The following is a 24,346-nucleotide window of genomic DNA, read 5'->3' on the forward strand; positions in this document are numbered from 1 at the left end:
GAGACCGGGACATTTTGGTCCCACAGGCAAAGGAATAAACGGATGCAACACAAACGGAACGGGTCGGGGATGCTCAGGGCTGCCCTGCTCGGGGCTGTGGCCTGCGGCGCGATCAGCCTCGCGGGCGTGGCCACGGCCCATGCGACGCCGGTCAGCGGGACGTACAACATCACCGTGTGGCAGGGATACAATCCCAACCCCGGTTCGAGCACCGATCCGTCGCAGCTCGCCAATACGAGCAACACGATTTTCAACAATAGCAACGACAAGATCGCGAACCTCACCTATACGGGCCCTCTCAACCTGTATCAGGGGTCAGGCGCCAATAACGGGTATGGCAATATTCAGAGCTTCCTGCAGTACGGCGGCACCCTGTCCTCCGTCACATTCTTCAACGGCGCAACGACTCTCAATACCAAGATGAGCTCGAGCGGGTTTAATCTGACGACCGTCTTTGAAATCCAGGGATATCTCTCCCAGCCGATCTATGCCGGTTCGATCAACAGCGACGATGGGTCGAGCCTTTACACCGACAACCTGACGAAACTGGTTGCCGGCCAGGCGAACCCGCAGACCGCCACCAACCCCTACAGCTACAGCCTGCCGACCGGGGCGTTCCAGATTCTTTATGTGGAGGCCAATGGCGCGCCGGCGCAGCTGACCATGGACGCGACGAAGGTTCCGGAGCCCGGCTCGCTCGCGCTGCTGGGGACCGGTCTTCTCGGCCTCGGGCTGATCAGCACGCGTCGGCGCCGCAAGGCCTGACGATCGCGCCACCGAGCGCCTGAGCGCGGCCGGATCGGAGATTACCGATCCGGCCGTTTGCGTTTGGCGTTGCGGCGGGTTTCCGCGCCACCATTTGGTGGGCGGGACGATTACGGTGGGGGCCATGACGCTGGAGGCGGGCATTGTTCCGATTTCCGCGACGGAGCGGATCGGGCCGGGGCTGACGGAGGCGGCGTTCCGGGCGTCGCCGTGCGGGGCGGGTGCGCGGGAGTTTGTCCGCAACGATCCGCACCGGTCGTATGTGCTGAAGCCTGTCTCGTTCGAGGGGCGGGATTGGATTGCGGTCGTGTATTTCACCGATGGGCGGCTGATACGGGCGTCGCTGTCGCGGATCACGGATCGAACCTGGCTCACGGTCGATCCTGAGTATGAGCAGCAATGGACCGCAGCGCTCAAGGCGGAGATGGAGACAAGGCTGCAACGGAAGCTGCCGGCGACATTTCCGTGGGGAGAGATCGACGTCGAATACGATCAGCGGTCAATTTCAGGGTATCTTATTTTCAGTTATTGCGGGCGGTAAGGCGGTATCGCTCTGCGTTGTAAGGTTTGATGCGGGATCAGATAGTCGTTGGTAGCGATAAATCGGTCATTGACGATTGGTGTTATGAGCTTCTGCTTAGCGCCCATGCACGAACCCGCTTCGCGGGAATAGGGCTGGGGTTGAAGCGGCACATTTCGATGAGGTCTTGAGCGCGGGGCGGTAGGCTTCTCAGCATGGGGTTCCCTTCATTTTAAGAGGAACCTCCGATGCCAGTTTCACCTATCGAACGGCCTGTCAGCGCGCTCCGGCAGCGCATGCTCGAAGATATGGCGATGCGCGGCCTGCGATCGGCCACGCAGCGGGACTATATTCGCTTTGTTCAGAGCTTCGCGGCATTCCTCAGGCGGCCGCCGGACACGGCGACAGCTGAGGATATCCGTCGCTTTCAGGTTCACCAGCACGAGAGCGGGGTGCAACCGCCGACGATCAACTGCTCGGTTTCGGCGCTACGGTTTTTCTTCACGGTGACGCTCGATCGGCCGGACCTGTCGCGGCGCCTGGTCTTGGCGCGCTCGCCTCGCAAATTGCCGGATGTGCTGAGTGTCGATGAGGTCGGCCGGCTGCTCGAGGCTGCCCCCGGCATCAAGTACAAGGCCATTCTCGGTACCGCCTATGGCGCCGGCCTGCGCGTGTCGGAGGTGGCAAGCCTCAAGGTCGACGATATCGACAGCACGCGGATGCTGATCAGGGTCGAGCAGGGCAAGGGCCGCAAGGACCGCAACGCCATGCTTTCACCCCAGCTGCTCGCCCTGTTGCGGTTGTGGTGGACGGAAGGCAAACGCCGTGGCGTCATGCTGCCCCATGGCTGGCTGTTCCCCGGACGCAGTGCCGCCGATCCGGTCTCGACGCGACAGATCAACCGCGCGGTTCATGAGGCCGCGGAAGCGGCCGGGATCCGGAAGCGGGTCTCGCCCCACACGCTGCGCCATAGCTTCGCGACCCATCTTCTGGAGCAGGACGTCGATATCCGCGTGATCCAGGTGCTGCTGGGGCACAGCAAGCTCGATACGACCGCGCTCTACGCGCGTGTGGCGACCAAGACGATACGCTCGGTCACCAGTCCACTCGAGCGTTTGGCGTCACTGATGGAGGGCAAGGCATCCACCGGCTGAGGCGGTGGACGCCTCGCTCGAGGTCGCCGATATCTTCCGCGTCGCCGGCCCCGCTTATCGGGCCAGCCATGCCGGGCAGCTGAGCCTGCATCAGCTCAAGGTCATGTCGGCGATCGAGAATTGCCGCACCGCCGCCCTGGGCGGTCATGTCGAAGCCTGCGAGGACTGCGGCCATCGACGGATCGCTTATAACAGCTGCCGCAACCGGCACTGCCCAAAGTGCCAGGGTGCCGCCGCGCGCACCTGGCTCGCCGCGCGCGAGGCCGACCTGCTGCCGGTTGGATATTTCCATGTCGTCTTCACCGTGCCGGCCGCGATCGCCGACATCGCCTTCCACAACAAGGCTGCCGTCTATGACCTGCTGTTCCACGCCGCGGCCAAGACGATGCTGACGATTGCCGCCGATCCCCGGCATCTGGGCGCACGGATCGGCATCACCGCCGTGCTCCATACATGGGGGTCGGCACTGACCCACCACCCACACGTGCACATGATCGTGCCGGGCGGCGGCATCTCGCTCGACGGTGAGCGCTGGATCTCCTCGCGGCCGGCCTTCCTCGTGCCGGTGCGCGTCCTGGGCAAGTTGTTCCGCCGCCTGTTCATCACCGGCCTGATCGCGCTCCACGATCAAGGACGGCTTGCCTTCTTTGGCGACCTCGCACCACTCGCCGACCGGCGCACCTTTCTGCGCCACCTCTCGCCGGTCCGCAGCAAACGCTGGGTGGTTTACGCTAAGCCGCCCTTCAGCGGCCCCGCAGCGGTGCTTGCCTATCTCTCGCGCTATACCCACCGCATCGCCATCTCGAACCGGCGGCTGCTCGCCTTTGACGAAGCCAGCGTCATCTTCCGCTACAAGGATTATCGTCGCGATGGCGCCGACCGCCACCAGGCTATGACGCTCGCCGCCGACGAGTTCATCCGCCGCTTTCTGATCCACGTCCTGCCACGCGGCTTCCACCGCATCCGCCACTACGGCTTGCTCTCCGCCACGGCGCGCAAACCCAATCTCGTGCGCGCCCGAGAACTCCTCGCCGCCGCGCCGCCCTCCAACAACGATGAGCCCGATGAGCCTCGCGATGTTCGTCCGCCGTGCCCCTGCTGCGGCGGCCACATGGTCATCGTCGAGACGTTCGCCCGCTGGTGTCAGCCCAGGGCGCCGCCGTGTCCCACGACGTCAACCGGGAGAAATTCATCGTGACCCGGCGCCGATCGAACTACACGCACACCGCAGCAACCGCGCTTCGGTCAACGCTTCCCCTTGTGCCCAAGCCTATCACCCGCGATCCCATAATCACTCTCAACCATCATCCCAGAACGCGAAATCGCCGTGCCAGCCGCCAATGGCGGAACCAGACTCCACGCCGGCCCCTACTCAGGGACCACGCAACCATCCCCAGCCTCAGCCGAAAATCAAATTCCCCATAGACTAGCGCCCGCTCACCGCGGGTTCGTGCTTGGGCGGTTTTCGTACGCCCGCAGGCATCCGAAAACCTTCACCACAGAGGACTTTACCGGCACGCTGCTTATGTCGCGTCTGGCTCGCTTACCGCTATTCGAGCGCTTTAATTCTCCTCCCCCGGCGCAGCCGGGGGAGGTGCAAAACTATGAGGCGGATTGGTGGGTGGTGGCGAATGTGATTTCGGGCCAGCGTTCGGCGGTGAAGCGGAGCGAGAAGGTGTCGCGGGCGAGGAAGACGGGGGAGTCGTCGCGGTCGTGGCCGAGGGTGGACTGGTTGGCTTCGATGAAGTCTTTCAGGCGCTTGGGGTCGGGGCAGGAAATCCAGCGGGCGGTGACGTAGGGGGCGGGTTCGAAGCGGATGGGGATCTTGTATTCGGCGTCGATGCGGGCTTGCAGGACGTCGAGCTGGAGGGCGCCGACGACGCCGACGATCCAGTCAGCACCCAGCATCGGGCGGAAGACCTGGGCGACACCTTCCTCGGCGAGGTCTTCGAGGGCGCGGCGGAGCTGCTTGGCTTTCATCGGGTCGGTCAGGACGACGCGGCGGAGGATTTCGGGGGCGAAGCTCGGGATGCCGGTGAAGCGGAGGGTTTCGCCTTCGGTCAGCGTGTCGCCCACGCGCAGCGAGCCGTGGTTGGGGATGCCGATGATGTCGCCGGGGAAGGCTTCCTCGGCGAGGGAGCGGTCCTGGGCGAAGAAGAAGATCGGGGCCTGGATGGCCATCGGCTTGCCGGTGCGGACGTGGAGCAGTTTCATGCCGCGCTGGAAGCGGCCCGAGCAGATGCGGGTGAAGGCGATGCGGTCGCGGTGGTTGGGGTCCATGTTGGCCTGGACCTTGAAGACGAAGCCGGTGACGGATTTTTGATCCGCGCGGACGGGGTGGGGTTCGGCGCGCTGGGTGGTGGGCGGCGGGGCGTGTTCGGCGAGGAGGGAGAGGAGTTCGAGGACGCCGTAATCCTTCAGCGCGGTGCCGAAGACGACGGGGGTGAGGTGGCCGGCGAGGAAGGCTTCGCGGTCGAAGGCGGGGTAGGCGCCGGCGAGTTCGACGGCATCGCGCAGGTCGGCCATCTGGTCGTCGGGGATGGTGACGGGTTCGGCGGGTTCGCCATCCGGGGCGACGCGGCCGATGGGGCGGTTGGCGCGGATGTCCCAGCAGCCGCGGAAGAGGCCGCCCATGCCGACGGGCCAGACGAGGGGGCAGACGTCGAGCGCCAGGGTGTTCGCGATTTCGTCGAGGAGCGAAAACGGGTCCTGGCCTTCGCGGTCGATCTTGTTGACGAAGGTGATGATCGGGATGTCGCGCAGGCGGCAGACCTCGAAGAGCTTGAGGGTCTGGGCCTCGATGCCGCGGGCGGCGTCGATGACCATGACGGCGGCGTCGACCGCGGTGAGGGTGCGGTAGGTGTCTTCGGAGAAGTCCTGGTGGCCTGGCGTGTCGAGCAGGTTGAAGACGACGTCGTGCCAGGTGAAGGTCATGACCGAGGAGGTGACGGAGATGCCGCGCTGGCGTTCGATGGCCATCCAGTCCGAGCGGGTGTTGCGGCGCTCGCGGCGGGCCTTGACCATGCCGGCCTCGCGGATGGCGCCGCCGAAGAGGAGGAGCTTCTCGGTGAGGGTGGTCTTGCCGGCGTCGGGGTGGGAGATGATCGCGAAGGTGCGGCGGGGGAAGGCGCCGGTGCTGGCGGGGGAAGCGTCCTGCGCGAGCGTTGTCAATTCGTCACTCATGCCCAGCCTATAGCAACGGCGGGGCTTGATGGGTAGGCAAGGCGGATGAGCGGGACGCGCAAGGCGGTGCTGATCGGGGCGGAGGTGTATCGGGCGGCGATCGCGGCGCCGCCGCATCCACTGGCGACGATGAGGGCGCCGGTGGCGGAGGATCTGATCCGGGCGATGGGGTGGCTGGCGGCGGGGCAGTATCGGACGGCGCCGGTGGCGGGGCGGGCGGCGCTGGAGCGGTTTCACGATCCGGCCTATCTCGACGCGCTGGAGGCGGCGGAGCGGACGCAGGAGGTGCCGGCGGAGGCGCGGGCGCGGTTCGGCATCGGGGCGGAGGGGAATCCGTTGCATCGCGCGGTGTATCGGCGGCCGGCGACCTCGGCGGGGGGCGCGATGCTGGCGGCACGGCTGACGGCGGAGGGCGGGGTCGCGCATGTGCCGGCGGCGGGGAACCATCATGCCTGGCCGGCGCGGGCGAGCGGGTTCTGCTATATCAACGACGCGGTGCTGGCGCTGATGGAGTGGCTCGACCTCGGGCTGGAGCGGCTGGTCTATCTCGATCTCGACGCGCATCACGGCGATGGGGTGGAGGCGGCGTTCGCGCGCGATGGGCGAGTGACGACGATCAGCGTGCATGAGGCGGGGCGGTGGCCGCGGACGGGGGGGACGAGCGACGCGGCGGCGGGGGTGTTCAATTTTGCCGTGCCGGAGGGGTTCTGCGACGCGGAGCTGGCGTTCCTGATGGAGGCGCGGATCGTGCCGGCGATCGCGGCGGCGCGGCCGGAGGGGATCGTGTTCCTGCCGGGGGCGGATGCGCTGGCGGATGATCCGATGAGCCGGCTGGCGCTGTCGAACCGGGGGTTGTGGGCGGCGCTGGAGGCGATCCGCGGGCTGGCGCCGCGGCTGATCGTGCTCGGGGGTGGCGGGTATAACCCGTATGCGCTCGGGCGGGCCTGGGCGGGGTTGTGGGGCGTGCTGAACGGGCACGCGGTGCCGGAGACGCTGCCGCCGGCGGCCTTGGACGTGCTGGCGGGAATCAGCTATTTCCGCGGGCAGTCGCGGCCGAGGCCGGCGCACTGGCTCACCCGCCTCGACGATCCGCCGCAGGCGGGCCTGGTGCGGGACGAGGTGCGCCGCCTCGCCGCGTGACGCAACAAGGAGCAGGACGATGAGACGCTGGATGGGAATTTGCCTTGCGGCCGGGATTGCTGGCGGATCGGCCGTCGGGGTGGCCGCGGCGGCGATCACCGGGCCGCAGGCGAAGCTGCCGACCGAGACGATCACCATCGTCAACCAGCACGGCAAGCGGTTCACCTTCACGGTGGAGAAGGCGCTGACGCCGAAGCAGCAGGAAATCGGGCTGATGTTCCGCAAGAGCGTGGCGGCGGACGAGGGGATGATCTTTCCGTGGAACCCGCCGCAGGTGTCCGAGATGTGGATGAAGAACACGCTGGTGCCGCTGGACATGGTGTTCGTCGGGCCGCACGGGACGATCCGGCATATCGCCAACGAGACGGTGCCGCAGAGCCTGCGGATCATTTCCAGCCATGTGAAGGTGGCGGCGACGATCGAATTGCAGGGCGGGATCACCGCGAAGGACGACATCGATGTCGGGGACAAGGTGATCGGGCCGCAATTCGGCGACGACAAGTGAGGCGCTTGCCTCGCACCTTGGAGGCGCTGTAGTAGCAAGCGTCCGTGCGGGGCGTGGCGCAGCCTGGTAGCGCGCTTGTTTTGGGTACAAGAGGCCCCCGGTTCGAATCCGGGCGCCCCGAGACGGACCGACCGAGAGGAATGCCGCATGAATCGCGCCCGCATCTATCTGCCGCCGAAATCCGCCATGCAGTCCGGCTGGGCGAAGACGAGGGAATGGGTGCTGGAGTTCGAGCCGGCGATGGCGAAGCGGATCGACCCGCTGATGGGCTGGACCGGCAGCGGCGACATGATGGCGAGCCAGGTGCGGCTGAGCTTCGCGACCCGCGAGGAGGCCATCGCCTATGCGGAGAAGCATGGCATCGCCTTCGATCTCGAGATCCCGACCGAGCGGCACCGGCGGCCCAAGGCCTATGCCGACAATTTCCGCGCGGACCGGCGGGCGAACTGGACGCACTGAGGCGGCCCGGTCTGGCATTCGGCGGCGAATTGGGCGATGTTCGCCGCCGCACGGCCCTGTAGCTCAACTGGATAGAGCACCCGCCTTCTAAGCGGGTGGTTGCGTGTTCGAGTCACGCCAGGGTCGCCAGTTCTATCAACGGGTTGCGTGAGGTTTCATCCCCCTGCCCTGCTCCGTCATCGTGCCTTGCGGGGCACAGTTCGCGGGCCGCGAGACGGCCAACTTCGTGCGGATATGCGATTGTTTGCGCCGCCCGTATCCGGGTGCGCGGCGCCGGGAACGGCGCGGCCGCTGCGGCGTTGCAAAAAAAAAGCCCCGGATCTCTCCGGGGCTTACCGTCAGAAATGATCTCCCTGAACGCGGATCTCTGAAACCAAGGCCGTTGAAAGAAAGGGGTCCTGAAATTCGATCGTCTAATTACATGTCGATTAATGATTTTTCATGACACATCGGTTAATTAATTACAACTAGTCTCATTAAAATGTGATCATTGTTTATATTTTGATACAGACGGTTACGCATCGCGCCGGCCGATGGCCGGTGCGCAAGGCCGTGACGGCGGCAGCACCCTGTGGCAACGAAGTGCGGGAGCGAACGCGGTTCCGTTCGCGACGGCAGGCAGGGAAGCGCGCCGGCCCGATGCGCACGCACGCGAAGGGCGGCCGTGCAAGGGGCATTCGCGACAAGGGCGACAAAAGACACAAAAATAAGGAAAGTATTAATTACGAGATAAGAGATAGTTATAGAGACAGCCGTTAATTTTTTGTTGATCATTTGTGACTAGTTTTCCGACAAAAATCATAAAAACCATAAACAAAAATGAGGTCGGAGATGACGATAGTCTATCGCGTAAAATGGGTCCTGTTTGGATTTGCCGTTGGCCTGGTGGTGTCCGGATTTATTCTGGCGTTTGCAAAATATACATACGTCAACCGGATTTCCTTTCTTTCCAATTACCGTTTCAATAACAAGAAGAGCCTGATGTATTTCAATCAGGCCATTCATTATGCCGAATTCAACACGGGGCAATTCATACATACGGCCGAAAGTCAGGACAGCCATAATGGCCATCTTTATATTGCAGTAAATTCAAACAATATAAATCATTACAGCATATTGATTTCCAAAATCTCGGCACGGGTATGCCGCTTCATTGTCGACATGTCATACAGTTCAAATATCATAAAAGACGTATATATAAACAGGAAGGAAATCGACCGGTTTCAGTTCCAGCCGATCAGCGGCCGGTTCCTGCTGGTGAACGGCAAGGCGGTCTCCATCGAGCAGAATGCCTATGCGCGACGGGTGTGCGAAAGGGCGGATGGCCGCGTGCAGATCCGCCTGGAGATCATGGATCATGCCCGGGAAGACTGATGCCGCCGGCCGGGCGTGGCGCGGCACGCCGATGACGCGCATCGGGACGACACGACGGACCTTGCCGATGGCCGGGCACGGCAGGATCGGGGCCGGGCCGGCATGAACGTCCGCACCGAGGGAGGCGATCAGGCGATGGCGTCGCCGCGGCACCGTCTCCGCGCCCTGATCGAATGGATCAGCGCGAAAAGCGTCGTGCTCTACGATCGTCCGCTGATGGCGCTGACGGTCGTCCTGCTCGGCGCGATCGCCCTTGTCGATCTCGCCCTGCTGATCAGGGCGGTCTCCGGCGCGTCCGCATCGCATGCGGGGCTCTATCCCGTTGATAAATAGGTTATCCTTTTCCGGTCGGACGATGGTCCGGCGATCACGGAGCGGGCCGGCATGCGGCGCGCCGCGAGGCGCCAGGGCGGGGCGAGGAACGCCCTTGCGGGCGGCGGCGCCATAATATAGACATCATGCATTCCTGATTTGTTCGAATGTTGCTCGCCCATGACGATTTCCTGTGCCGCTCCGGCGCGCCGGCCGTGGCTGCTGCCTGCCCTGCTGGCGGCGGCCGTGATCGGCCACGCGCGGCCGGCCGCGGCGGCCGCCTGGTCGGGCTCGGCGGTGCTGGCCGAGGCGGCGGCGATGCCCGCGCGGCCGGACGGGCTGCGCTTCACCCGCGATTCGGCGGATGCGGCCAGCGGCAATGACGGCTTCACCCTGACCTCGCCGTTCGGGGCCCGGCAGCAGGTCAGCTACGGCATCGATGACCGCGCCTACGGCGCCTATGAAGAGACGACGCTGACCGACACCGTCATCGGCGATGGCGGGGAGCGCCTCAGCGTGTCTGGCGGGCTGGCGCGGCGGCGCCAGGGGGACAGGACGGATGCCGGCTACGCCATGACGACCGGCGTTTCCTATCGCTGGCGCGGCGCCACCTGGGGCGGAACGCTGCGGGCGCGGCTGCAACGGTCGGATATCGGGTTCGGGTATGGGCCGGTCTGGCTCGCGCCGGGCGGTGGGCGGCAGCGCGACGTTCTGCTGCGCTGCGCCGGGCGGCGGCACGATGGCGGCGGGACGACGAGCCTCGCCGGCACGGTGATGCTGGGGCGCGGCAGCGCCGGGTTCGACCCCGCCGCGCCGGGGCTCGCCCGCTCCGATTTCGCCTATGGCCGGCTGACGCTGACGCGCAGCACCGCCCTGCCGGCGGGCGCCGTGCTGACCACGGCGTTTTGCGACCAGTACGGCAACGGCCTGCTGTTCAATGCCGATCGCGTCAGCCTCGGCGATCTCGCCAGCGCCGATCCGGCCCTCGCGCCGATTTCGCCGGCGAGCCGCGGCGTGCTGGCCGGGCAGCAGGCGGTGTTTCCGCTCGGGGCGGCGGGCGGCCTGCGGATGCTGCGCGGCGGCGTGTTCTGGAATGTCGCGCGCACCGCGCAGCCGGCCGGCGCCGGGATGCCCGGCAGCCGCGCGATGATGACGGCGGCGGGGGTCGAGATGCGCTCGCGGCTGTTCCGCCGGGTGTCGATCGATGCCGATCTCGGCTGGGAACGGCTGAACGCGGGCAACGGGCCGCGCAACCGCCCGTTCGGACGGTTCGCGGTCTCGCTGGTGTTCTGAGCCGGCCCCCTGCCCTGCCCGGCCCGGCCGCCTCGGGTCAGCCGCCTCGGGTCAGCCGCGCGCGGGAGAGGCGAGTGGCGCGCGCATCCGCTTCAGCCAGGCCGGATGCGCGGCGATCCATGCCGCGGCGACCGGCCCGACGGCCTCGCGCTTGACCTGGATGTCATACATCATGCGGCTTTCCGCCCGGACCGGCAGGCGGAAGCGGTGCAGCAGGCCGCCGATGGCGGGGCATTGCGCGGCGTAGCCGGCGCGCGTCAGGATCAGGCTTCGCGCCGCCCCCTGGTCGTGGCCGAAGGCGGCGGCGCCGCCGCCGAGGTAGCGGATGCGGTATTCGACGTTCATCGCGTCGGGCTGCCAGCCGAGGAACAGGATCGGCTCGTGGTGGCGGATCTTCGCCGCCAGCGCCCGCAGCATGCCGCCGGCGCCGGCCTGCACGAGGTGGAAGCCGCCGAGGCCGTCGGTGTTGTGGCGGATCATCGACAGCAGCTGACGGTCACCGACATTGTCGGGCTCGATGCCGTAGATCGTGTGGTCGAGCTGGCCGGCGAACTTGTGGATGTCCGCGAAGTCCTTCAGGCCGGCGCGGTAGAGATAGGCCGGCACCGCGAGGGTGTGGCGGGCGCCGGACAGGTCGGTCCCGGCGACGGCGATGCGCTTGCGGGCGACATCGGAATCCCGGATCGCGGTGACCGATGACATCCAGTTATCGGGCCGCCAGTCCTGCAGGTAGACGTCGAGCCGGCCGTCGGCGAGGCGATGGTAGATCGTCTTGAGGCGGGCGGGCTCGATCCTCACCTGGTAGCCGAAGGGTGCCACGATGGCGCCGAAGACGGCGTTCTGCACCTGGTTGTCGAGCCATCCGCCATGGCCGAGGCGGATCGTGCGGCAGGCGGCTGGCGGCTGCGCCCGCGCCGGGGCCGGGGCGATCGCGATGGCGGCGGCGCAAAGGGCGGACAGTCGCAGGGTTCGTGCAAGCATGGTTTCCTCATCATCAAGCGGGGCGCGGCCCGCCGGTTGCTGCTATCGGCCCGCAGGCGGCCTGCCAAGCGGGCGGGGCGCGCGATCACGCAACCGTGCCCGGCGGCGGCGCGAAGGCGGGGGTTGATTCATCTCCGGCAGTTATCAAACCTATTCCCCGATCGCTCTAGGACGATGAATCCGACAGGCCTACATCCTGGACATCGCGGATGAGACGGCCCCGTCGTGAGGCCGGGACATCCGGAAAGTTCAGGAGACTGACAATGAAAAAGACCATCATCGCTTCCGTGGCGGCCGCCGCTCTGCTGGGTGTCTCCGGCACCGCCCTTGCCGGCATGGGCATCCCCGACATGCCGGCCCAGCCGATCACCGCGCAGACCCCTCCCGGCGTGATCGGGCAGGCCTACCCGTCGTTCACCGGGCCGTCGCAGCCGGTGGTGAACGCGCCGTTCGCGCACAAGGTGGTCGGCAACAGCGGCAACGAATGATCGGGCGCGGCGCCCGTCACATTTCCGCGCATCACGCGACGTTGCCTTGAGCGGCGTCGCCGTGCTGCGACATCTGGGACATGAGGACGGAAGCCGCGATCTGCCTGATCGTCTTGGGGTTCGGAGCGGGTGCTCGCGCCATGGCGGCGGGGCGCCCGCATTTCGTCTCCGAGATCGGACACTGGATGGTGCTCAGGGACGGCCGGGGACGGCATGAAGTGTGCTACGCGGCGACTTACCCGGTCTGGGGCCCCATGAAGGGACGGAGCGGGCGGCGCCTCGTGCTGATCGTGGCGGAACATCGCGGCCATGCGGCGGAGACCGCCATCGACGGGCTCGCGGCGGCGCCGGCCGACCCGGCGGTGCGAATCGGCCCGCGGCGGGTCCGCTTCCGCACGCGCGGCGCCATCGCCTTCGCGCCGGCGGCAAGGCCGGTCATCCATGATCTGAAGGCGTACAAGCGGGTGTATCTGGGCGTCGATACCGGGCGGCACGGCGTGGCCACAACGGCCTTCAGCCTTGACGGATTCACCAAGGCCCATGCGCTGAGCAGGAAGATCTGCGCGATCGCGTGGACGGGACGGCCGCTGCGCGGCGATGCGGACAGCACGGAGACGGGACAGCACCATGCCTCGACCAACTGAGAGCCGGCGGGATTCGCCGCGGACGCCGCCGCGAAAGGAAGGCGGCGAGCTGCCGGTATGGGTGTTCGGGCTGGTCCCCCTCGTGGTGGCCGCGCTGATGCTGCTGCTCGCGCTGCGGGTGTAGAGCACGTTCCGATCCTGATGGATCGGATGTCGTGCTCTATCTTGTTGATAACCAGAGCATCTTTATCCGATCAGATGACTCCATCTGATCGGATGATGCTCTAGAGAGGTTTCGGGAGGCGAAGGCGCCGGAACATACGGGGCGGCTCGGCTTGTCTCGCCCCCCGGCGCGCAATAGCATGGCCGACGCCGGTCATTGCCGCGCCGCACCGAGCCGATGCGGCGCAGAGGGTGGCCGGACGATCGCTGCAACTTGATCCCGGCCAACCAGCAGGAGCCACGATGACCCGCCTCGATGCCAAGCTCGCCCGGATCCGCGCGGGGAAGTACCGGCCCAGCGACTTCATCATCGCCGATGCGAAGGACGGCGACATGGGACCGAGCATCACCGCGGCGGGGCCGAAGCGCGAGCGCGACGGCAGCTGGACCCGCCACCGCACCAGGGCCGAGTTCCTCGACCAGGTCAGGGCGATCGTCGCGCAGGACATCGTCGATATCATGCTCGTCTCGGCCTCCAACCTCGAAGTGCTGGCGGCGCAGGGCACGTTCGCCGGCAGCGCGGTGAAACCCGCCATCCGCGCGAACGACACGACCGACATCTGGCGGATGCGCGGCGCCACCTATCACCTTGCGGCGTCGCGTCCGTTCCGCACCGCCGACCTCGCCCAGGCCGCGCGCCTCACCGATCTCGGCCTGTATTCGATGACGTTCTGCAACGATATCGAGACCGACCTCGCCGCGCTGGACGCGTTCGCCGCGTTCCGCGCCGATGCGCGGGCGGCCGGCTTCACCTATTTCCTCGAAGTGTTCAACCCGAACATCGCCTGCGGCATCGACCCGGAACAGATCCCCTTCTACGTCAATGACTGCATTCATCGCTGCCTCGCCGGCGTGATGCAGGCGGACCGGCCGCAATTCCTCAAGATCCCCTATAACGGCCCGAAAGCGCTCGAGGAGCTGGCGTCGTACGATCCGTCGCTGATCGTCGGCGTGCTCGGCGGCAGCGCCGGCACCACGCGCGACACGTTCGAACTGCTGCACCAGGCGGAACGGTACGGCGCGCGCGTCGCGCTGTTCGGCCGCAAGATCAACCTCGCCGAGGATCCGCTCGCCATAGTGTCGCTGATGCGCGAGGTCGCCAGCGGCGCGGTCTCGCCGGAGGAGGCGGTGAAGGCCTATCACGGCACGCTGCAGGCACAGGGGATCGCGCCGACGCGCCCGCTCGCCGACGACCTGCTGATCACGGAAGCCCCCCTCAGGCAGCACTGACGCGCCCATGAGCGACATGGCGCGACGTGGCTTCGTCACCGGCGGGACCTGGTGCGTCGACCGCAACCGTGTGGTCGAGTTCTGGCCGGGCGAGGACGGCCTCGTCGAAATCCTGGAGGAACAGGCGCGCGGCGGCGGCTCGGCGTGCAACCTCGCCCTCGGCATCCGGCGGCTCGACGCCGGCATGCCCGTGGAGACCATCGGCGTGGTGGGCGATGACGAAAACGGCCGCCTGCTGCATGCCGCGGCCGCGGCGCACGGCATCGACGCAACCGGGCTCACCGTCGTCGCGGGTGCGCCGACGCAGTTCACCGACGCCTACACCTCGCGCCGGAGCGGACGGCGGACGCACATCTTCCGGGCCGGCGCCGCCGATGCGCTCACCCCCGATCATTTCGACTTCGCCGCCACCAGCGGCCGCATCCTGCATCTCGGCCTGCCCGGCATCCACGCGCGGATGGACGGCGCCTGGGGCGACGCCGCGAACGGCTGGGTCGCGACCCTGCGCAAGGCGCGGCGGGCCGGGCTGCTGACGAATCTCGAACTGTGCAGCGTTCCGGCCGAACGCCTCGCCGCGCTGGTGCGGCCCTGCCTGCCGGAACTCGATCTGCTGGTGGTCAACGACGTCGAGATCGGCGCGATCGCCGGCATGGCGACATGCGACCATGGAGAGACCGACACGGCGGCGTGCCTGCGCGCCGCGCGCGCGGTTCTGGCCAGCGGCGCGATGCGGCTCGTGGCCGTGCATTTCCCGCGCGGCGCCATCGCGGTCGCGCGCGACGGAACGGTTGCCGCGAAGGCGTCGGTCCGCGTGCCGGAGGCGGAGATCGCCGGCGCCAATGGTGCCGGCGACGCGTTCGCCTCAGGTTTTCTCTACGGTTTTCACGAGGGCTGGGAGACCGCGCGCGCCCTCGCCCTCGCCCACGCCGCGGCGGCCGTCTCGCTGCGCAGCATCGGCACGACCGATGCGATCGAAACCTGGCAGGACTGCCTCGACATCGCGTGCCGGTGGGGATGGCGGGAGGAGCTGACCGGTCTCGGCTGATGCTCTGATTATCAACAAGATAGAGCACTACATCCGATCCAGAAGGATCGGATGATGCTCTAGTCGAGGTGAACCGGGTTCAGAACGCGGCGCAGGAAGCTCTGCGTCCGCGCCTCGCGCGGCGCGCCGATCACCGAGTCCGGCGGCCCCTGCTCGATGATCGTGCCGGCATCCATGAACACGACCCGATCGGCCACCTCGCGGGCGAACGCCATTTCATGGGTCACGACGATCATCGTCATGCCGGCCTCGGCCAGTCGCCGCATCGCGGTCAGCACCTCGCCCACGAGTTCGGGATCGAGTGCCGAGGTCGGTTCGTCGAACAGCATCAGCGCCGGCTCCATCGACAGCGCCCGGGCGATCGCCACCCGCTGCTGCTGGCCGCCGGACAACTGGGCGGGATAGGCGCCGAGCTTGTCGGCGAGGCCGACGCGCTCGAGATTGGCGCGGGCCGTCGCCTCCGCCGCCGCCCGCGTCAGGCGCAGCACCGTCATCGGCGCGACGATGCAGTTCTCCAGCGCGGTGTGATGCGGAAAGAGGTTGAACTGCTGGAACACCATGCCGATGTGCCGGCGTGCCGCATCGATGTCGCAATCCGGGTCGAGCAGGTTCTCGCCATTGACCTCGAGCCGGCCCTGCTGCGGCCGTTCGAGCAGGTTGATGCAGCGCAGCAGCGTCGACTTGCCCGACCCCGACGGGCCGATGATGCACACCACCTCGCCCCGCGCGACGCTGAAATCGATTCCCCTCAGCACATGGTTCTGGCCGAATCGCTTGTGCAGCCCTTCGATCTTCACAACCGTCCGGCCTGGATCGACGCCGCTCATGCTCCCGTCACCCGCGATACCTCCATCCGCCGCACCAGCATCGACAGCGGCAGCGTGATCAGCAGGTAGCCGAGCCCGGCCACCACGAGCGGCGTGATGTTGACGTTGGTATTGGCCGTGGACCGCCCGAATTCCGTCAGATCGAACTGCCCGGCCGACAGCCCGACCACGAACACCAGCGACGAATCCTTGATGAGCATGATCAGCTCGTTCGTCAGCGGCGGCACCATGAGCCGCAGCGCCTGCATCAGCACGATCTTGCGCATCGCCTGCGCCGAGGACATGCCGAGCGAGCGCGCCGCCTCGACCTGGCCTTTCGGCACGGCCTGGATGCCGGCGCGCATCGTCTCCGCCATGTAGGCGCTGCCGACGACGCCGAGCGCGACCCAGACCGTGCCGTAGGGCGACCACGGGATCGTCAGTCCGGAAAAGGCCAGCGGCAGCAGCGAAAACGCGATGAACACGACAAGCGAGGGCAGGCCGCGGAAGAATTCGATATAGACCGTCGCCAGCCAGCGATAGGGCGCGACCGGGGACAGCCGCATCAGCGCCAGCACGAGGCCGAGCACGAGGCCGAGTACGAACGCGCCGGCCGTATAGAGCGCGGTGTTCAGCAGCGCGTTGGCGAGGCCGTGGAGAATCGTGAATTCGATCAGCCGCGGCTCGAAGAAGGTGCGTCCGATCTCGCGCCACTTGGCGAACTCGGCCGCCAGCGCGAGAACGATGGCCAGAATGGCGTATTGCGCCATCCTGGACCGCCTCGCCCGCAGCCGCGGGCTTGCGCGCCGGCGCGCCGCCGGCCGGTCGGCGTCGCCGCTCATCCGCCTTACTGTTTGACGTCCTGCGGGATCTGGCCGAACCACGTCTTGAAGATCTTGTTGTATTCGCCGTCGCTCTTGGCCTTGGCGAGGACGGTGTTCAGCACGCCGGCCAGCCGGGTCGCGTTGGCGCTGTTCTTCTTGAACGCGAATCCGTAGTGCTCGCCGGTATCGAACTCGGCCACCACATGGGTGTCGGGATGCGTCCTGGCGTATTCGTACATCGGGCCGTTATCGTTGATCGCCGCCGCGACGGCGCCGACGCTGACGGCCGAGGCCTCGGCGATCAGGTCGGGAAAGATGACCGTGGTGTAGCCGAATTTGGCGGCCCGCTTGTCGGCGTAGATCTGCCCGGTGGTGTTGACCTGCACGCCGAACCGCTTGCCCTTGAGGCTGGCCAGGCCGTGCACGCCGGAGCCCTTCTTGGCCAGGAGAACCTGCGTCGCGTCGAAATACGGATCGGAGAACAGCACCGCCTTGGCGCGTTCCGGCGTGATCGTCTCCGCGCCCATCGCGACATCGCAGCGATTGGCGGCGAACACCGCGCCGGAGGTCACCTGGTTCCAGTCGATGCTGATGATCCGGGTCTTCACGCCCAGCCGCTTCGCCAGCAGATCCAGCATGTCGACATCGAAACCGACGACCTTGCCGTCCTTGTTGATATACTCGAAGGGCTTGTAGGACAGATGGGTGCAGATCGTCAGGTGACCCGGATTGACGAGCTTGATGCCGTTCGGGACGGCGCCGGACGCCGCCGCCGGCAGCGCCAGCAGGACCGCGGCGCCGGCGGCCGCCAGCCTCGCCCCACGCCGTCTTGCCGACAGTTTGCTGATTGCCGCACGCAACATGTCCGTCTCCCGTTCTTCCTGTGATCGTGTCTTGCTGTTTCGGGTTCGCACCCGTTAATGGCCCTTATGGCGGTTCCCGCTTCGGCGGTCCATGCATGACCGCAGCATGGCAGGATAGACCGCTCCCGGCCCGGCCGGAAGGGAGGGCCGAGGCCCGGATTGGTGGCGGCCGGCGCCTTGTCACCCTTCGGTGTCGGTCTCCGCGAGCCGCAGGCGGGCGATCTCGGCCTCGATGACGGCGGGCGCCGGATCGGCGATCCAGCGCGCCGGCCGCGCCACCGCCTCGGCAAGGCGCGCGTGATACGCGGCGCGGCCGATCTCGAACGCGCCGAACCGGGCCAGGTGCGCGGTCAGGAACTGCGTGTCCAGCAATGAAAACCCGCCCAGCCGCAGCCGCGCCACGAGGTGCACCAGCGCGAGCTTCGAGGCATCCCGCACGAGCGAGACCATGCTCTCGCCGAAAAAGGCGCCGCCGATCGCCAAGCCATACAACCCGCCGACGAGTTCCCCGCCCTGCCAGACCTCGACGCTGTGCGCATGGCCGCGCCGGTGCAGGTCGACGAAGAGGCGCTCGATCTCCTCGTTGATCCAGGTCTCCGGCCGCACCGGCCGGCGTGCGGCGCAGGCGGCGATCAGCGCGGGAAAATCCCGGTCGGAGACGATGTCGAGGCTCGTGTTCCGCAGCGTGCGCGCGAGCCGGCGCGGCAGGTGGAACGCCTCCAGCGGCAGCACGCCCCGCCGCTCGGGATCGAGGAAATGCAGGTCCGCCGCATTCCGCCGCTCGGCCATCGGAAACAGGCCGAACCGATAGGCGCGCAGCAGGATGTCCGCCGTCAGTTCGAAACGTGGCGAGTCCATGGCCGATGATGGTCCGAAACGCGGGGGCGGACAACCGGCCCGGCAGCGGCGCTGCTCAGGCGGCGTGCATCGCGTCCGCGCCGGCCGGGGCCGCTTCGCCCGGCTGGCGGATCCGGAATTCGCCCACGAGGCCGGACAGCCGCGACGCCTTCTCGGAGAGGTTGCGGCAGCCGGCGGTCGCCTGCTCGGCCATCGCCGCGTTCTGCTGCGTCACATGGTCCATCTCGCTGATGGCGGCGTTCACCTCGGCGAGCCCGGTCGCCTGTTCCCGCGCCGAGGCGGTGATGTCGCCCATCAGGCGGCTCAGGGTGCCGATTTCCCCGCCGATCCGCTGCAGCGCCTTGCCGGTCTCGTCGACGAGGTTCACCCCGGCCTTGACCTCGCCGGACGCCGCGAGGATGAGCGACTTGATCTCCCGCGCCGCGTCGGCCGAGCGCTGCGCCAGGGCGCGGACCTCGGTGGCGACGACGGCGAAGCCCCGCCCGGCATCGCCGGCGCGCGCCGCCTCGACCCCGGCATTGAGCGCCAGGAGATTGGTCTGGAAGGCGATCTCGTCGATGATGCCGATGATGTTGGTGATCTTGTTCGAGGAGGTCTCGATCCGGTTCATCGCCGCCACGGTGTCCTCGACGACCGTGGCCGAATGCCGCGCCGTCGCCTCCGCCTGGCTGACCGCCGCCCCCGCCTCGGCCGCGCCCTGCGCCGTGGTGCGGACCGTTGCGGTGATCTGCTCGACGGCGGCGGCCGTCTGTTCGAGGCTCGCCGCCTGCCGTTCCGTCCGCTGCGACAGGTCGCCCGAGGCGCGGGCGATCTCGTCGGTCGCCGCCAGGACGTGCTGCGCGTCCTGGTCGATGCGCGACAGGGTTCGCTGCAGCTTCTCGATGGAGTTGTTGAAATCGACCCGCAGCGTTTCATACTCCGCCGGCAGGGCCCTGGTGATCCGGAACGTCAGGATTCCCGCCGAGAGGTTCCGCAGCCCGTCGGCGATCGCGGTGACGACGGCGGCCTGCGCGCCCATCACCCGCTCGCGCTCGGCGGCGAGGTCCAGTTCCGCCTGCTTCGCCGAGGTCATGTCCTTGAGCGTCTCGACCACGAACACCGTGTTCCCCTCCGCATCGCGGATCGGCCCGGCATCGATTCCGAGATAGCGCCTGCGGCCGGTCAACGGCATGTCGCACCAGTTCTCGGCGCTCATCCGGCCGTCCTGCCCGCCGCTGTTCTGCGCGTAGAGCTGGCCGGCCTGCCCGCCATTGCCCGACAGCACGAGATCCGCCATGCACGGGCGCGGCGCCGGGTAAAATCCCTTCCAGTGCTCCTTCGTGCCGATCACCTCGGCGGCGGCAAGGCCGGTCAGTTCGGCGCAGGCGGGATTCCAGAACACCACGGCGCCGTCGCGCCCGAGCACGAACAGCGGAACGCTGATCTGTTGCAGCGCGGCAAGCAACATGCCCGCATCCTTCGAGAGCGGCAGAGCGTCTTTGGATTTCCTGATGCTGAACACGGTCGGCGGCACCCCATGGCAAGCTGGTTCGCCGCCCGGGCTAGAGCACTATCATTAATGAAACCTTACCTCGCGATGCGCGCGATGCACCTCTGGCGCGGGCGCAGCGGCAGCGGATAGGCCGGCCAGGATGCCACCCACCGGCTCAGCAGCGACGCCGAAGCCACCACCGCGAGGGTGAAGGGCAGCACCACCGCGGCGGCGAACCACGGCCCCGGATGCAGCAGCGCGGGATAGAGCGCGAGCGCCACGCCGGGCGGATGATAGGCCCGCAGCCGGGGCAGCACCGCCAGCGCCGCCACCGCGGCGAGCGCCGCGGTCTGCGGCCCGGGGCCCAGTCCGGCCGCCGCGGCGGTGCCGATCAGCGTGCCGAGGGTCGAGCCGGCGATCACCGCGAAAGGCTGCGCCACCGCGGCATCCGGCAGGCACAGCACGATCGTCATGGTGGCGGCGAAGGGCGGGATCAGCAACAGGCCGAGATGGCGGCCGCCGAGCCAGGCCAGCGCCGAGAGCAGCCCGCCGATCCAGACGATGCCGGGCAGCGGCGGGCGGTGCGGCGCGCCCCATTGCCGCGTGATGGCACCGAGCGAGGCGAACCCGCCGCGCCGCGCGAACGTCACGCGCCCGCGCTACCCGCGCCCGTCGCCGCCGGCGCCGGCCGGAGGATGCCGACCTTGAGCAGCACGCCCAGCGTCGCTCCCTTGATCGGCCTCAGCAGCAGGAGGATCAGCGCCAGGGTCAGCGGCAGGAAGATTTCGAGCAGCGTCGAGGACGGCATCCTGCCGCCGCGGTCGAGGATGACCGCGGCCGCGACGACGACATGCAGCACGACGACGAGCGTCAGGTAGGGCGGCGCGTCGTCGCACGGCACCCGGCCGAGCGGCGCGCCGCACGCCTCGCAATGCGGCCGCACATGCAGGTATCCGTCGAATGCCGGGCGCTCGCCGCAGGAGGGGCAGCGCATCGCCAGGCCGCGCCCGAGCACGGTGGTCCACGGCACATCGAGTCGCGCGCGGGGCCGCCGCGCCATGCCGGGGGCGCTCGCCGCCGGTTCCGTCAGCTGGGTCATGTCTGTCTCCGCCGCATGGATCTCGCTATGGCAATCGTCCATGCAATATCGATGGATTGGCATATATATGCTTTCCTGCCGGGAACCAACGCGGAGATGCCGGCAGCAGCACGGCGATTCCCGCATGACCCGAGGAAGGCCCGCCAGCGCGGCATGGCAGAAGATAAGGGACGCCGCGATTGCCTCAGGCCACGGGCGGGGGTAAGAAAGCGGGGATACATATATATGGAACGAGAGCCGGACCATGACGGACCGTGACACGCCCCCCGCCTGGCTGCCGGACATCCGCAAGCCGGACGGGCCGATCTATCTCGCGATCGCCGCGGCGCTGGAGGCCGATATCCGGTCCGGCGCCCTGAAGCCGGGCGACCGCCTGCCGACCCAGCGCCGCCTCGCCGCCGCGATCGGGATCGATTTCACGACCGTCACCCGCGCCTATGCCGAGGCCGCGCGCCGCGGGCTGATCGAGGGCCGGGTGGGGCTCGGCACCTATGTCAGGATTATCCCGCCGCCGCGCGCGGCCGCCACCGCCGGCGGCCTGATCGACATGAGCATGAACCTGCCGCCGTGCTTCGACGATCCCGCGCTGGCGGCGCGCCTCTGGCGGGATGTCACGGCGCTCGGGGCGGAGGCCGGGCTCGACCTGCTGCTGCGCTATCAGGATATCGGCGGCGCCATGGCCGACCGCGCCGCCGGCGCGCACTGGCTGCGTGACCGGATGGGCCCGTTGCCGCCCGAGCGCGTGCTGCTCTGCCCCGGCGCGCAGGGCGCGTTGCTCGCGATCGCCGGCCTGCTCGCCGCGCCTGGCGATGCCGTCTGCGTCGAGGATCTCACCTATCCGGGCTTCCGCGCGCTGGCCGCCCATCGCGGCCTTCGCCTGGTGCCGGTCGCCATGGATGCGGACGGGCTGCTGCCCGACGCCTTCGAGGCCGCCTGCCGCGCGCACCGGCCGAAGCTGCTCTACTGCACGCCGACCCTGCACAACCCCACGACCGCGACGATGCCCCCGGACCGCCGCGCCGCGATCGCCGCCATCGCGACGGCGCAGGGCATCGCGATCGTCGAGGACGACGCCTATGGCATGCTGCCGCGCAGCGCGCCGCCGCCGCTCGCCACCTTCGCGCCCTCCCTGTCCTATTACATCGCGGGGGTGGCGAAATCGCTGTCCCCGGCGCTGCGCCTCGCCTATGTCGTCCCGCCCGACGCCGCGGCCGCGCACCGGCTTGCCGCCGCGATCCGGGCGACCACGTCGATGGCCTCGCCGCTGACGGCGGCGATCGCGACGCGCTGGATCGGGGACGGCACGGCGGAGGCGGTGCGCGAGGCGATCCGCCGGGAAACCGCTTCGCGCCGGCAGATCCTGCGCGCGCTGTTGCCGGAGGCGGGCCTGCGCACCGCCGAGGACGCGTTTCACGCCTGGCTGCCCCTCGACCCGCCCTGGACCCGCAGCGCCTTCATCGACCGTCTGCGCTCGGCCGGGATCGGCGCCGTCGGCAGCGACGCCTTCGCCGCCGGCACCGCGCCGGAGGCGGTGCGCCTCGGCCTCGGCGCGCCGGCCACGCGCGAGGCGCTGCGCACCAGCCTGGAGGCCGTCGCCGCGGCACTCGCCGCGCCGCCGCCGCTGGCCGACATCATCGTCTGATCGGCACGGCGGATCAGCCCCGCCCGTCCGCCGCGATCCCCTCGCGCAGATGGTCGATCAGCGCGCGCGCCGCGGCGCGGGTGTTCCGGCCCATCGGGAAATAGGCGTGGACGGGCACATCGGCCATCGTCCAGTCCGTCAGCAGGCGGACGAGGGAGCCATCATCCAGCGCCCGCCGGCAATCCCATTCGCCGGTCGAGGTGATGCCGAGCCCGGCGATGGCGGCGACGATCGCCCCCTCGTTCTCGTTGGTGGTGAACTGCGGCTGCACCCGTGCCGCGATGCGCTCGCCGTCGCGCTCGAAGGTCCAGGCCAGGGGGTTGGTGGCGGCGGCGCCGCCGATGATCCGGTGGCCCGCCAGATCCTCGGGCCGCGCCGGCGCGCCATTCGCGGCCAGGTAGGCCGGCGAGGCCACGATCACCCGGGAGACCAGCGCGATCTGCCGGGCGGTGGCACTCGCCGAATCCGGCAGCGTGCCGATCCGGATCGCGACATCCACGGCCTCGCGCACCAGGTCCTGCCGCCGGTCGTCGAGTTCGAGGTGGATCTGCAGCCGCGAATGCCGGGCCGCGAAATCGGCGAGGCGCGGAATCGCGACATGGATGCCGAAACTCGTCGGCATGCTGAGCCGCAGCATGCCGTGGAACTCGCCGCCCTCGCGCACGCTCTGGCCGGCCTCGTCGAGCGCGGCGAGAATGGCCTCGATGCGGAGGAGGAACGCCTTGCCGGCCTCGGTCGGCACCACCGCCCGCGTCGTCCTCGACAGCAGCCTGGCGCCGAGTTCCTGTTCGAGTTCGGCGATCATGCGCGAGACCTGCGGCTGCGACATGCCGCTCTCCCTGCCCGCCGCCGAAAAACTGCCGAGGCGCGCGACCCGTGTGTAGAGCTTCAGCGCGGCGATGTCCTTCATGACCGCGAAACCCTACCGCGCCGGCGCGAAACTGTCATGTCACGATTGCGCCGCCGGCCGCAGCCGGAGCCGCAGCCGTTCGATCGCCCGGACGAACACCGCCTGATCGCCGGTCGCCCGCGCCAGCACGAGGGCGCCCTGGATGCCGAGCACGGCCTCCTCGGCGCGGGCGGCGGCCTCGGCCGGCGCCCAGCCCCGCCGCACCAGCGCGTCGCGCAACGCCGCGATCCACCGGACGAAATATCCGGAGACGGCATCGGCGAACCGGTCCCGCGTGCCGTCGAGCGCGAAGGCGCCGACCAGGCAGATCCGCGCGCCGGACCGGAAATAGGCGGTCACGGCATCCCACATCCCCTCGATGGCCGCCCCGGGCGCAACCTCGGGCGCCTCGTCGCGCAGCGGCGCGAAGACGTGGCGCTCGAACCAGGCGTCCACATCGGCGAGCACCGCCTGCGCCATCTCCTCCTTGCCGCCGGGAAAGAAGTGGTAGAGGCTGCCCTTGCCAAGGCCCGTCCGCCCGGTGATCCGGCTCAGCGAGGCGCCCTCGTAGCCGAACTCGCGGAACACCTCGCCCAGCAGCGGCACGACGTCGGCGCGCTGGTTGATCGTCCGCATGGC

Annotated in this window: 28 protein-coding genes and 2 tRNA genes; 19 read left to right on the top strand and 11 right to left on the bottom strand. The window is 68.3% G+C overall.

What is annotated here, in order from left to right; all coding sequences use genetic code 11:
* The first annotated feature begins 69 nt into the window (after window positions 1–69).
* From ACMV_RS05765 to ACMV_RS05780, 4 genes are all read left to right on the top strand, one after another.
* Entirely contained in the window at window positions 70–765 is a 696-nt protein-coding gene (locus ACMV_RS05765) for a PEP-CTERM sorting domain-containing protein (protein ID WP_013639832.1), read from the top strand.
* Between the two features lie 124 nt (window positions 766–889).
* Window positions 890–1,306: a hypothetical protein gene (locus tag ACMV_RS05770; protein WP_013639833.1), complete on the top strand. Its 417-nt coding sequence runs from the start codon at window positions 890–892 to the stop codon at window positions 1,304–1,306.
* Window positions 1,307–1,581: 275 nt separating this feature from the next.
* Entirely contained in the window at window positions 1,582–2,439 is an 858-nt protein-coding gene (locus tag ACMV_RS05775; protein ID WP_231295272.1) for a tyrosine-type recombinase/integrase, read from the top strand.
* A 4-nt stretch (window positions 2,440–2,443) separates the two neighbouring features.
* Window positions 2,444–3,637, top strand: a complete 1,194-nt coding sequence (locus ACMV_RS05780; RefSeq protein WP_013639834.1) for an IS91 family transposase — start codon at window positions 2,444–2,446, stop codon at window positions 3,635–3,637.
* A 404-nt stretch (window positions 3,638–4,041) separates the two neighbouring features.
* Here the strand turns inward: ACMV_RS05780 and ACMV_RS05785 are convergent, their stop codons facing one another.
* Window positions 4,042–5,622, bottom strand: a complete 1,581-nt coding sequence (locus ACMV_RS05785; RefSeq protein ID WP_013639835.1) for a peptide chain release factor 3 — start codon at window positions 5,620–5,622, stop codon at window positions 4,042–4,044.
* A gap of 45 nt (window positions 5,623–5,667) precedes the next feature.
* Between ACMV_RS05785 and ACMV_RS05790 the strand changes: the two genes are divergently transcribed.
* From ACMV_RS05790 to ACMV_RS05825, 9 genes are all read left to right on the top strand, one after another.
* On the top strand, window positions 5,668–6,762 hold the full coding sequence (locus ACMV_RS05790; RefSeq protein ID WP_013639836.1) for an acetoin utilization protein AcuC: 1,095 nt from the start codon (window positions 5,668–5,670) through the stop codon (window positions 6,760–6,762).
* Window positions 6,763–6,781: 19 nt separating this feature from the next.
* Window positions 6,782–7,267: a DUF192 domain-containing protein gene (locus tag ACMV_RS05795; protein ID WP_013639837.1), complete on the top strand. Its 486-nt coding sequence runs from the start codon at window positions 6,782–6,784 to the stop codon at window positions 7,265–7,267.
* A 47-nt stretch (window positions 7,268–7,314) separates the two neighbouring features.
* A tRNA-Pro gene (locus tag ACMV_RS05800) sits at window positions 7,315–7,388 on the top strand.
* A gap of 26 nt (window positions 7,389–7,414) precedes the next feature.
* The gene (locus tag ACMV_RS05805; RefSeq protein ID WP_007423125.1) at window positions 7,415–7,726 is read left to right on the top strand and encodes an ETC complex I subunit; all 312 of its coding nucleotides are present in this window, start codon (window positions 7,415–7,417) and stop codon (window positions 7,724–7,726) included.
* 52 nt (window positions 7,727–7,778) lie between these two features.
* Window positions 7,779–7,855: transfer RNA gene (locus tag ACMV_RS05810), tRNA-Arg, on the top strand.
* Window positions 7,856–8,557: 702 nt separating this feature from the next.
* The gene (locus tag ACMV_RS05815) at window positions 8,558–9,100 is read left to right on the top strand and encodes a hypothetical protein (protein ID WP_007423126.1); all 543 of its coding nucleotides are present in this window, start codon (window positions 8,558–8,560) and stop codon (window positions 9,098–9,100) included.
* Window positions 9,084–9,206: a hypothetical protein gene (locus ACMV_RS21795; RefSeq protein WP_256379477.1), complete on the top strand. Its 123-nt coding sequence runs from the start codon at window positions 9,084–9,086 to the stop codon at window positions 9,204–9,206. Before ACMV_RS05815 ends, ACMV_RS21795 begins: the two co-directional genes overlap by 17 nt.
* Window positions 9,203–9,433: a hypothetical protein gene (locus ACMV_RS05820; RefSeq protein WP_231295355.1), complete on the top strand. Its 231-nt coding sequence runs from the start codon at window positions 9,203–9,205 to the stop codon at window positions 9,431–9,433. The genes ACMV_RS21795 and ACMV_RS05820 overlap by 4 nt, the downstream gene beginning before the upstream one ends.
* A gap of 159 nt (window positions 9,434–9,592) precedes the next feature.
* The gene (locus ACMV_RS05825) at window positions 9,593–10,705 is read left to right on the top strand and encodes a ShlB/FhaC/HecB family protein (RefSeq protein WP_013639839.1); all 1,113 of its coding nucleotides are present in this window, start codon (window positions 9,593–9,595) and stop codon (window positions 10,703–10,705) included.
* Between the two features lie 51 nt (window positions 10,706–10,756).
* Here ACMV_RS05825 and ACMV_RS05830 read toward each other — a convergent pair whose 3' ends face one another.
* Window positions 10,757–11,686 (bottom strand): glycine betaine ABC transporter substrate-binding protein, encoded by a 930-nt coding sequence (locus ACMV_RS05830; RefSeq protein WP_013639840.1) that lies wholly within the window; start codon window positions 11,684–11,686, stop codon window positions 10,757–10,759.
* A gap of 263 nt (window positions 11,687–11,949) precedes the next feature.
* Between ACMV_RS05830 and ACMV_RS05835 the strand changes: the two genes are divergently transcribed.
* From ACMV_RS05835 to ACMV_RS05850, 5 genes are all read left to right on the top strand, one after another.
* Entirely contained in the window at window positions 11,950–12,174 is a 225-nt protein-coding gene (locus tag ACMV_RS05835; RefSeq protein ID WP_013639841.1) for a hypothetical protein, read from the top strand.
* A gap of 80 nt (window positions 12,175–12,254) precedes the next feature.
* The gene (locus ACMV_RS05840; protein WP_007423013.1) at window positions 12,255–12,818 is read left to right on the top strand and encodes a hypothetical protein; all 564 of its coding nucleotides are present in this window, start codon (window positions 12,255–12,257) and stop codon (window positions 12,816–12,818) included.
* Entirely contained in the window at window positions 12,802–12,942 is a 141-nt protein-coding gene (locus ACMV_RS20785) for a hypothetical protein (RefSeq protein ID WP_154653533.1), read from the top strand. Before ACMV_RS05840 ends, ACMV_RS20785 begins: the two co-directional genes overlap by 17 nt.
* Before the next feature lie 281 nt (window positions 12,943–13,223).
* Window positions 13,224–14,210 carry a beta/alpha barrel domain-containing protein gene (locus tag ACMV_RS05845; RefSeq protein WP_007423014.1) on the top strand — a complete coding sequence of 329 codons (987 nt, stop codon included), beginning with the start codon at window positions 13,224–13,226 and terminating at the stop codon, window positions 14,208–14,210.
* A 7-nt stretch (window positions 14,211–14,217) separates the two neighbouring features.
* Window positions 14,218–15,255, top strand: coding sequence for a carbohydrate kinase family protein (locus ACMV_RS05850; RefSeq protein ID WP_013639842.1), 1,038 nt, complete (start codon window positions 14,218–14,220; stop codon window positions 15,253–15,255).
* 59 nt (window positions 15,256–15,314) lie between these two features.
* Here the strand turns inward: ACMV_RS05850 and ACMV_RS05855 are convergent, their stop codons facing one another.
* From ACMV_RS05855 to ACMV_RS05885, 7 genes are all read right to left on the bottom strand, one after another.
* Window positions 15,315–16,082 carry an amino acid ABC transporter ATP-binding protein gene (locus tag ACMV_RS05855; protein ID WP_013639843.1) on the bottom strand — a complete coding sequence of 256 codons (768 nt, stop codon included), beginning with the start codon at window positions 16,080–16,082 and terminating at the stop codon, window positions 15,315–15,317.
* Window positions 16,079–16,903, bottom strand: coding sequence for an amino acid ABC transporter permease (locus tag ACMV_RS05860; RefSeq protein ID WP_013639844.1), 825 nt, complete (start codon window positions 16,901–16,903; stop codon window positions 16,079–16,081). Before ACMV_RS05860 ends, ACMV_RS05855 begins: the two co-directional genes overlap by 4 nt.
* Before the next feature lie 5 nt (window positions 16,904–16,908).
* Window positions 16,909–17,748 (bottom strand): ABC transporter substrate-binding protein, encoded by an 840-nt coding sequence (locus ACMV_RS05865; protein WP_007423018.1) that lies wholly within the window; start codon window positions 17,746–17,748, stop codon window positions 16,909–16,911.
* A 180-nt stretch (window positions 17,749–17,928) separates the two neighbouring features.
* Window positions 17,929–18,606: a leucyl/phenylalanyl-tRNA--protein transferase gene (gene aat / locus ACMV_RS05870; RefSeq protein ID WP_007423019.1), complete on the bottom strand. Its 678-nt coding sequence runs from the start codon at window positions 18,604–18,606 to the stop codon at window positions 17,929–17,931.
* A gap of 55 nt (window positions 18,607–18,661) precedes the next feature.
* A complete protein-coding gene (locus tag ACMV_RS05875) occupies window positions 18,662–20,053 on the bottom strand; it encodes a methyl-accepting chemotaxis protein (RefSeq protein ID WP_231844493.1) in 1,392 nt (463 codons plus the stop codon).
* Window positions 20,054–20,172: 119 nt separating this feature from the next.
* Window positions 20,173–20,727: an HPP family protein gene (locus ACMV_RS05880; protein ID WP_011941690.1), complete on the bottom strand. Its 555-nt coding sequence runs from the start codon at window positions 20,725–20,727 to the stop codon at window positions 20,173–20,175.
* The gene (locus tag ACMV_RS05885) at window positions 20,724–21,176 is read right to left on the bottom strand and encodes a DUF983 domain-containing protein (protein WP_231844494.1); all 453 of its coding nucleotides are present in this window, start codon (window positions 21,174–21,176) and stop codon (window positions 20,724–20,726) included. Before ACMV_RS05885 ends, ACMV_RS05880 begins: the two co-directional genes overlap by 4 nt.
* Before the next feature lie 244 nt (window positions 21,177–21,420).
* Here ACMV_RS05885 and ACMV_RS05890 point away from each other — a divergent pair, with 244 nt between their 5' ends.
* Complete coding sequence (locus tag ACMV_RS05890) at window positions 21,421–22,818, top strand: aminotransferase-like domain-containing protein (protein ID WP_013639847.1); 1,398 nt, start codon at window positions 21,421–21,423, stop codon at window positions 22,816–22,818.
* Window positions 22,819–22,831: 13 nt separating this feature from the next.
* On the opposite strand, the gene ACMV_RS05895 is transcribed toward ACMV_RS05890, so the two are convergent.
* Complete coding sequence (locus tag ACMV_RS05895; RefSeq protein ID WP_007423307.1) at window positions 22,832–23,728, bottom strand: LysR family transcriptional regulator; 897 nt, start codon at window positions 23,726–23,728, stop codon at window positions 22,832–22,834.
* Between the two features lie 39 nt (window positions 23,729–23,767).
* On the bottom strand, window positions 23,768–24,343 hold the full coding sequence (locus ACMV_RS05900) for a TetR/AcrR family transcriptional regulator (RefSeq protein WP_013639848.1): 576 nt from the start codon (window positions 24,341–24,343) through the stop codon (window positions 23,768–23,770).
* Between the last annotated feature and the right edge of the window lie 3 nt (window positions 24,344–24,346).

It is taken from the genome of Acidiphilium multivorum AIU301 (assembly GCF_000202835.1).
GTDB lineage: Bacteria > Pseudomonadota > Alphaproteobacteria > Acetobacterales > Acetobacteraceae > Acidiphilium > Acidiphilium multivorum.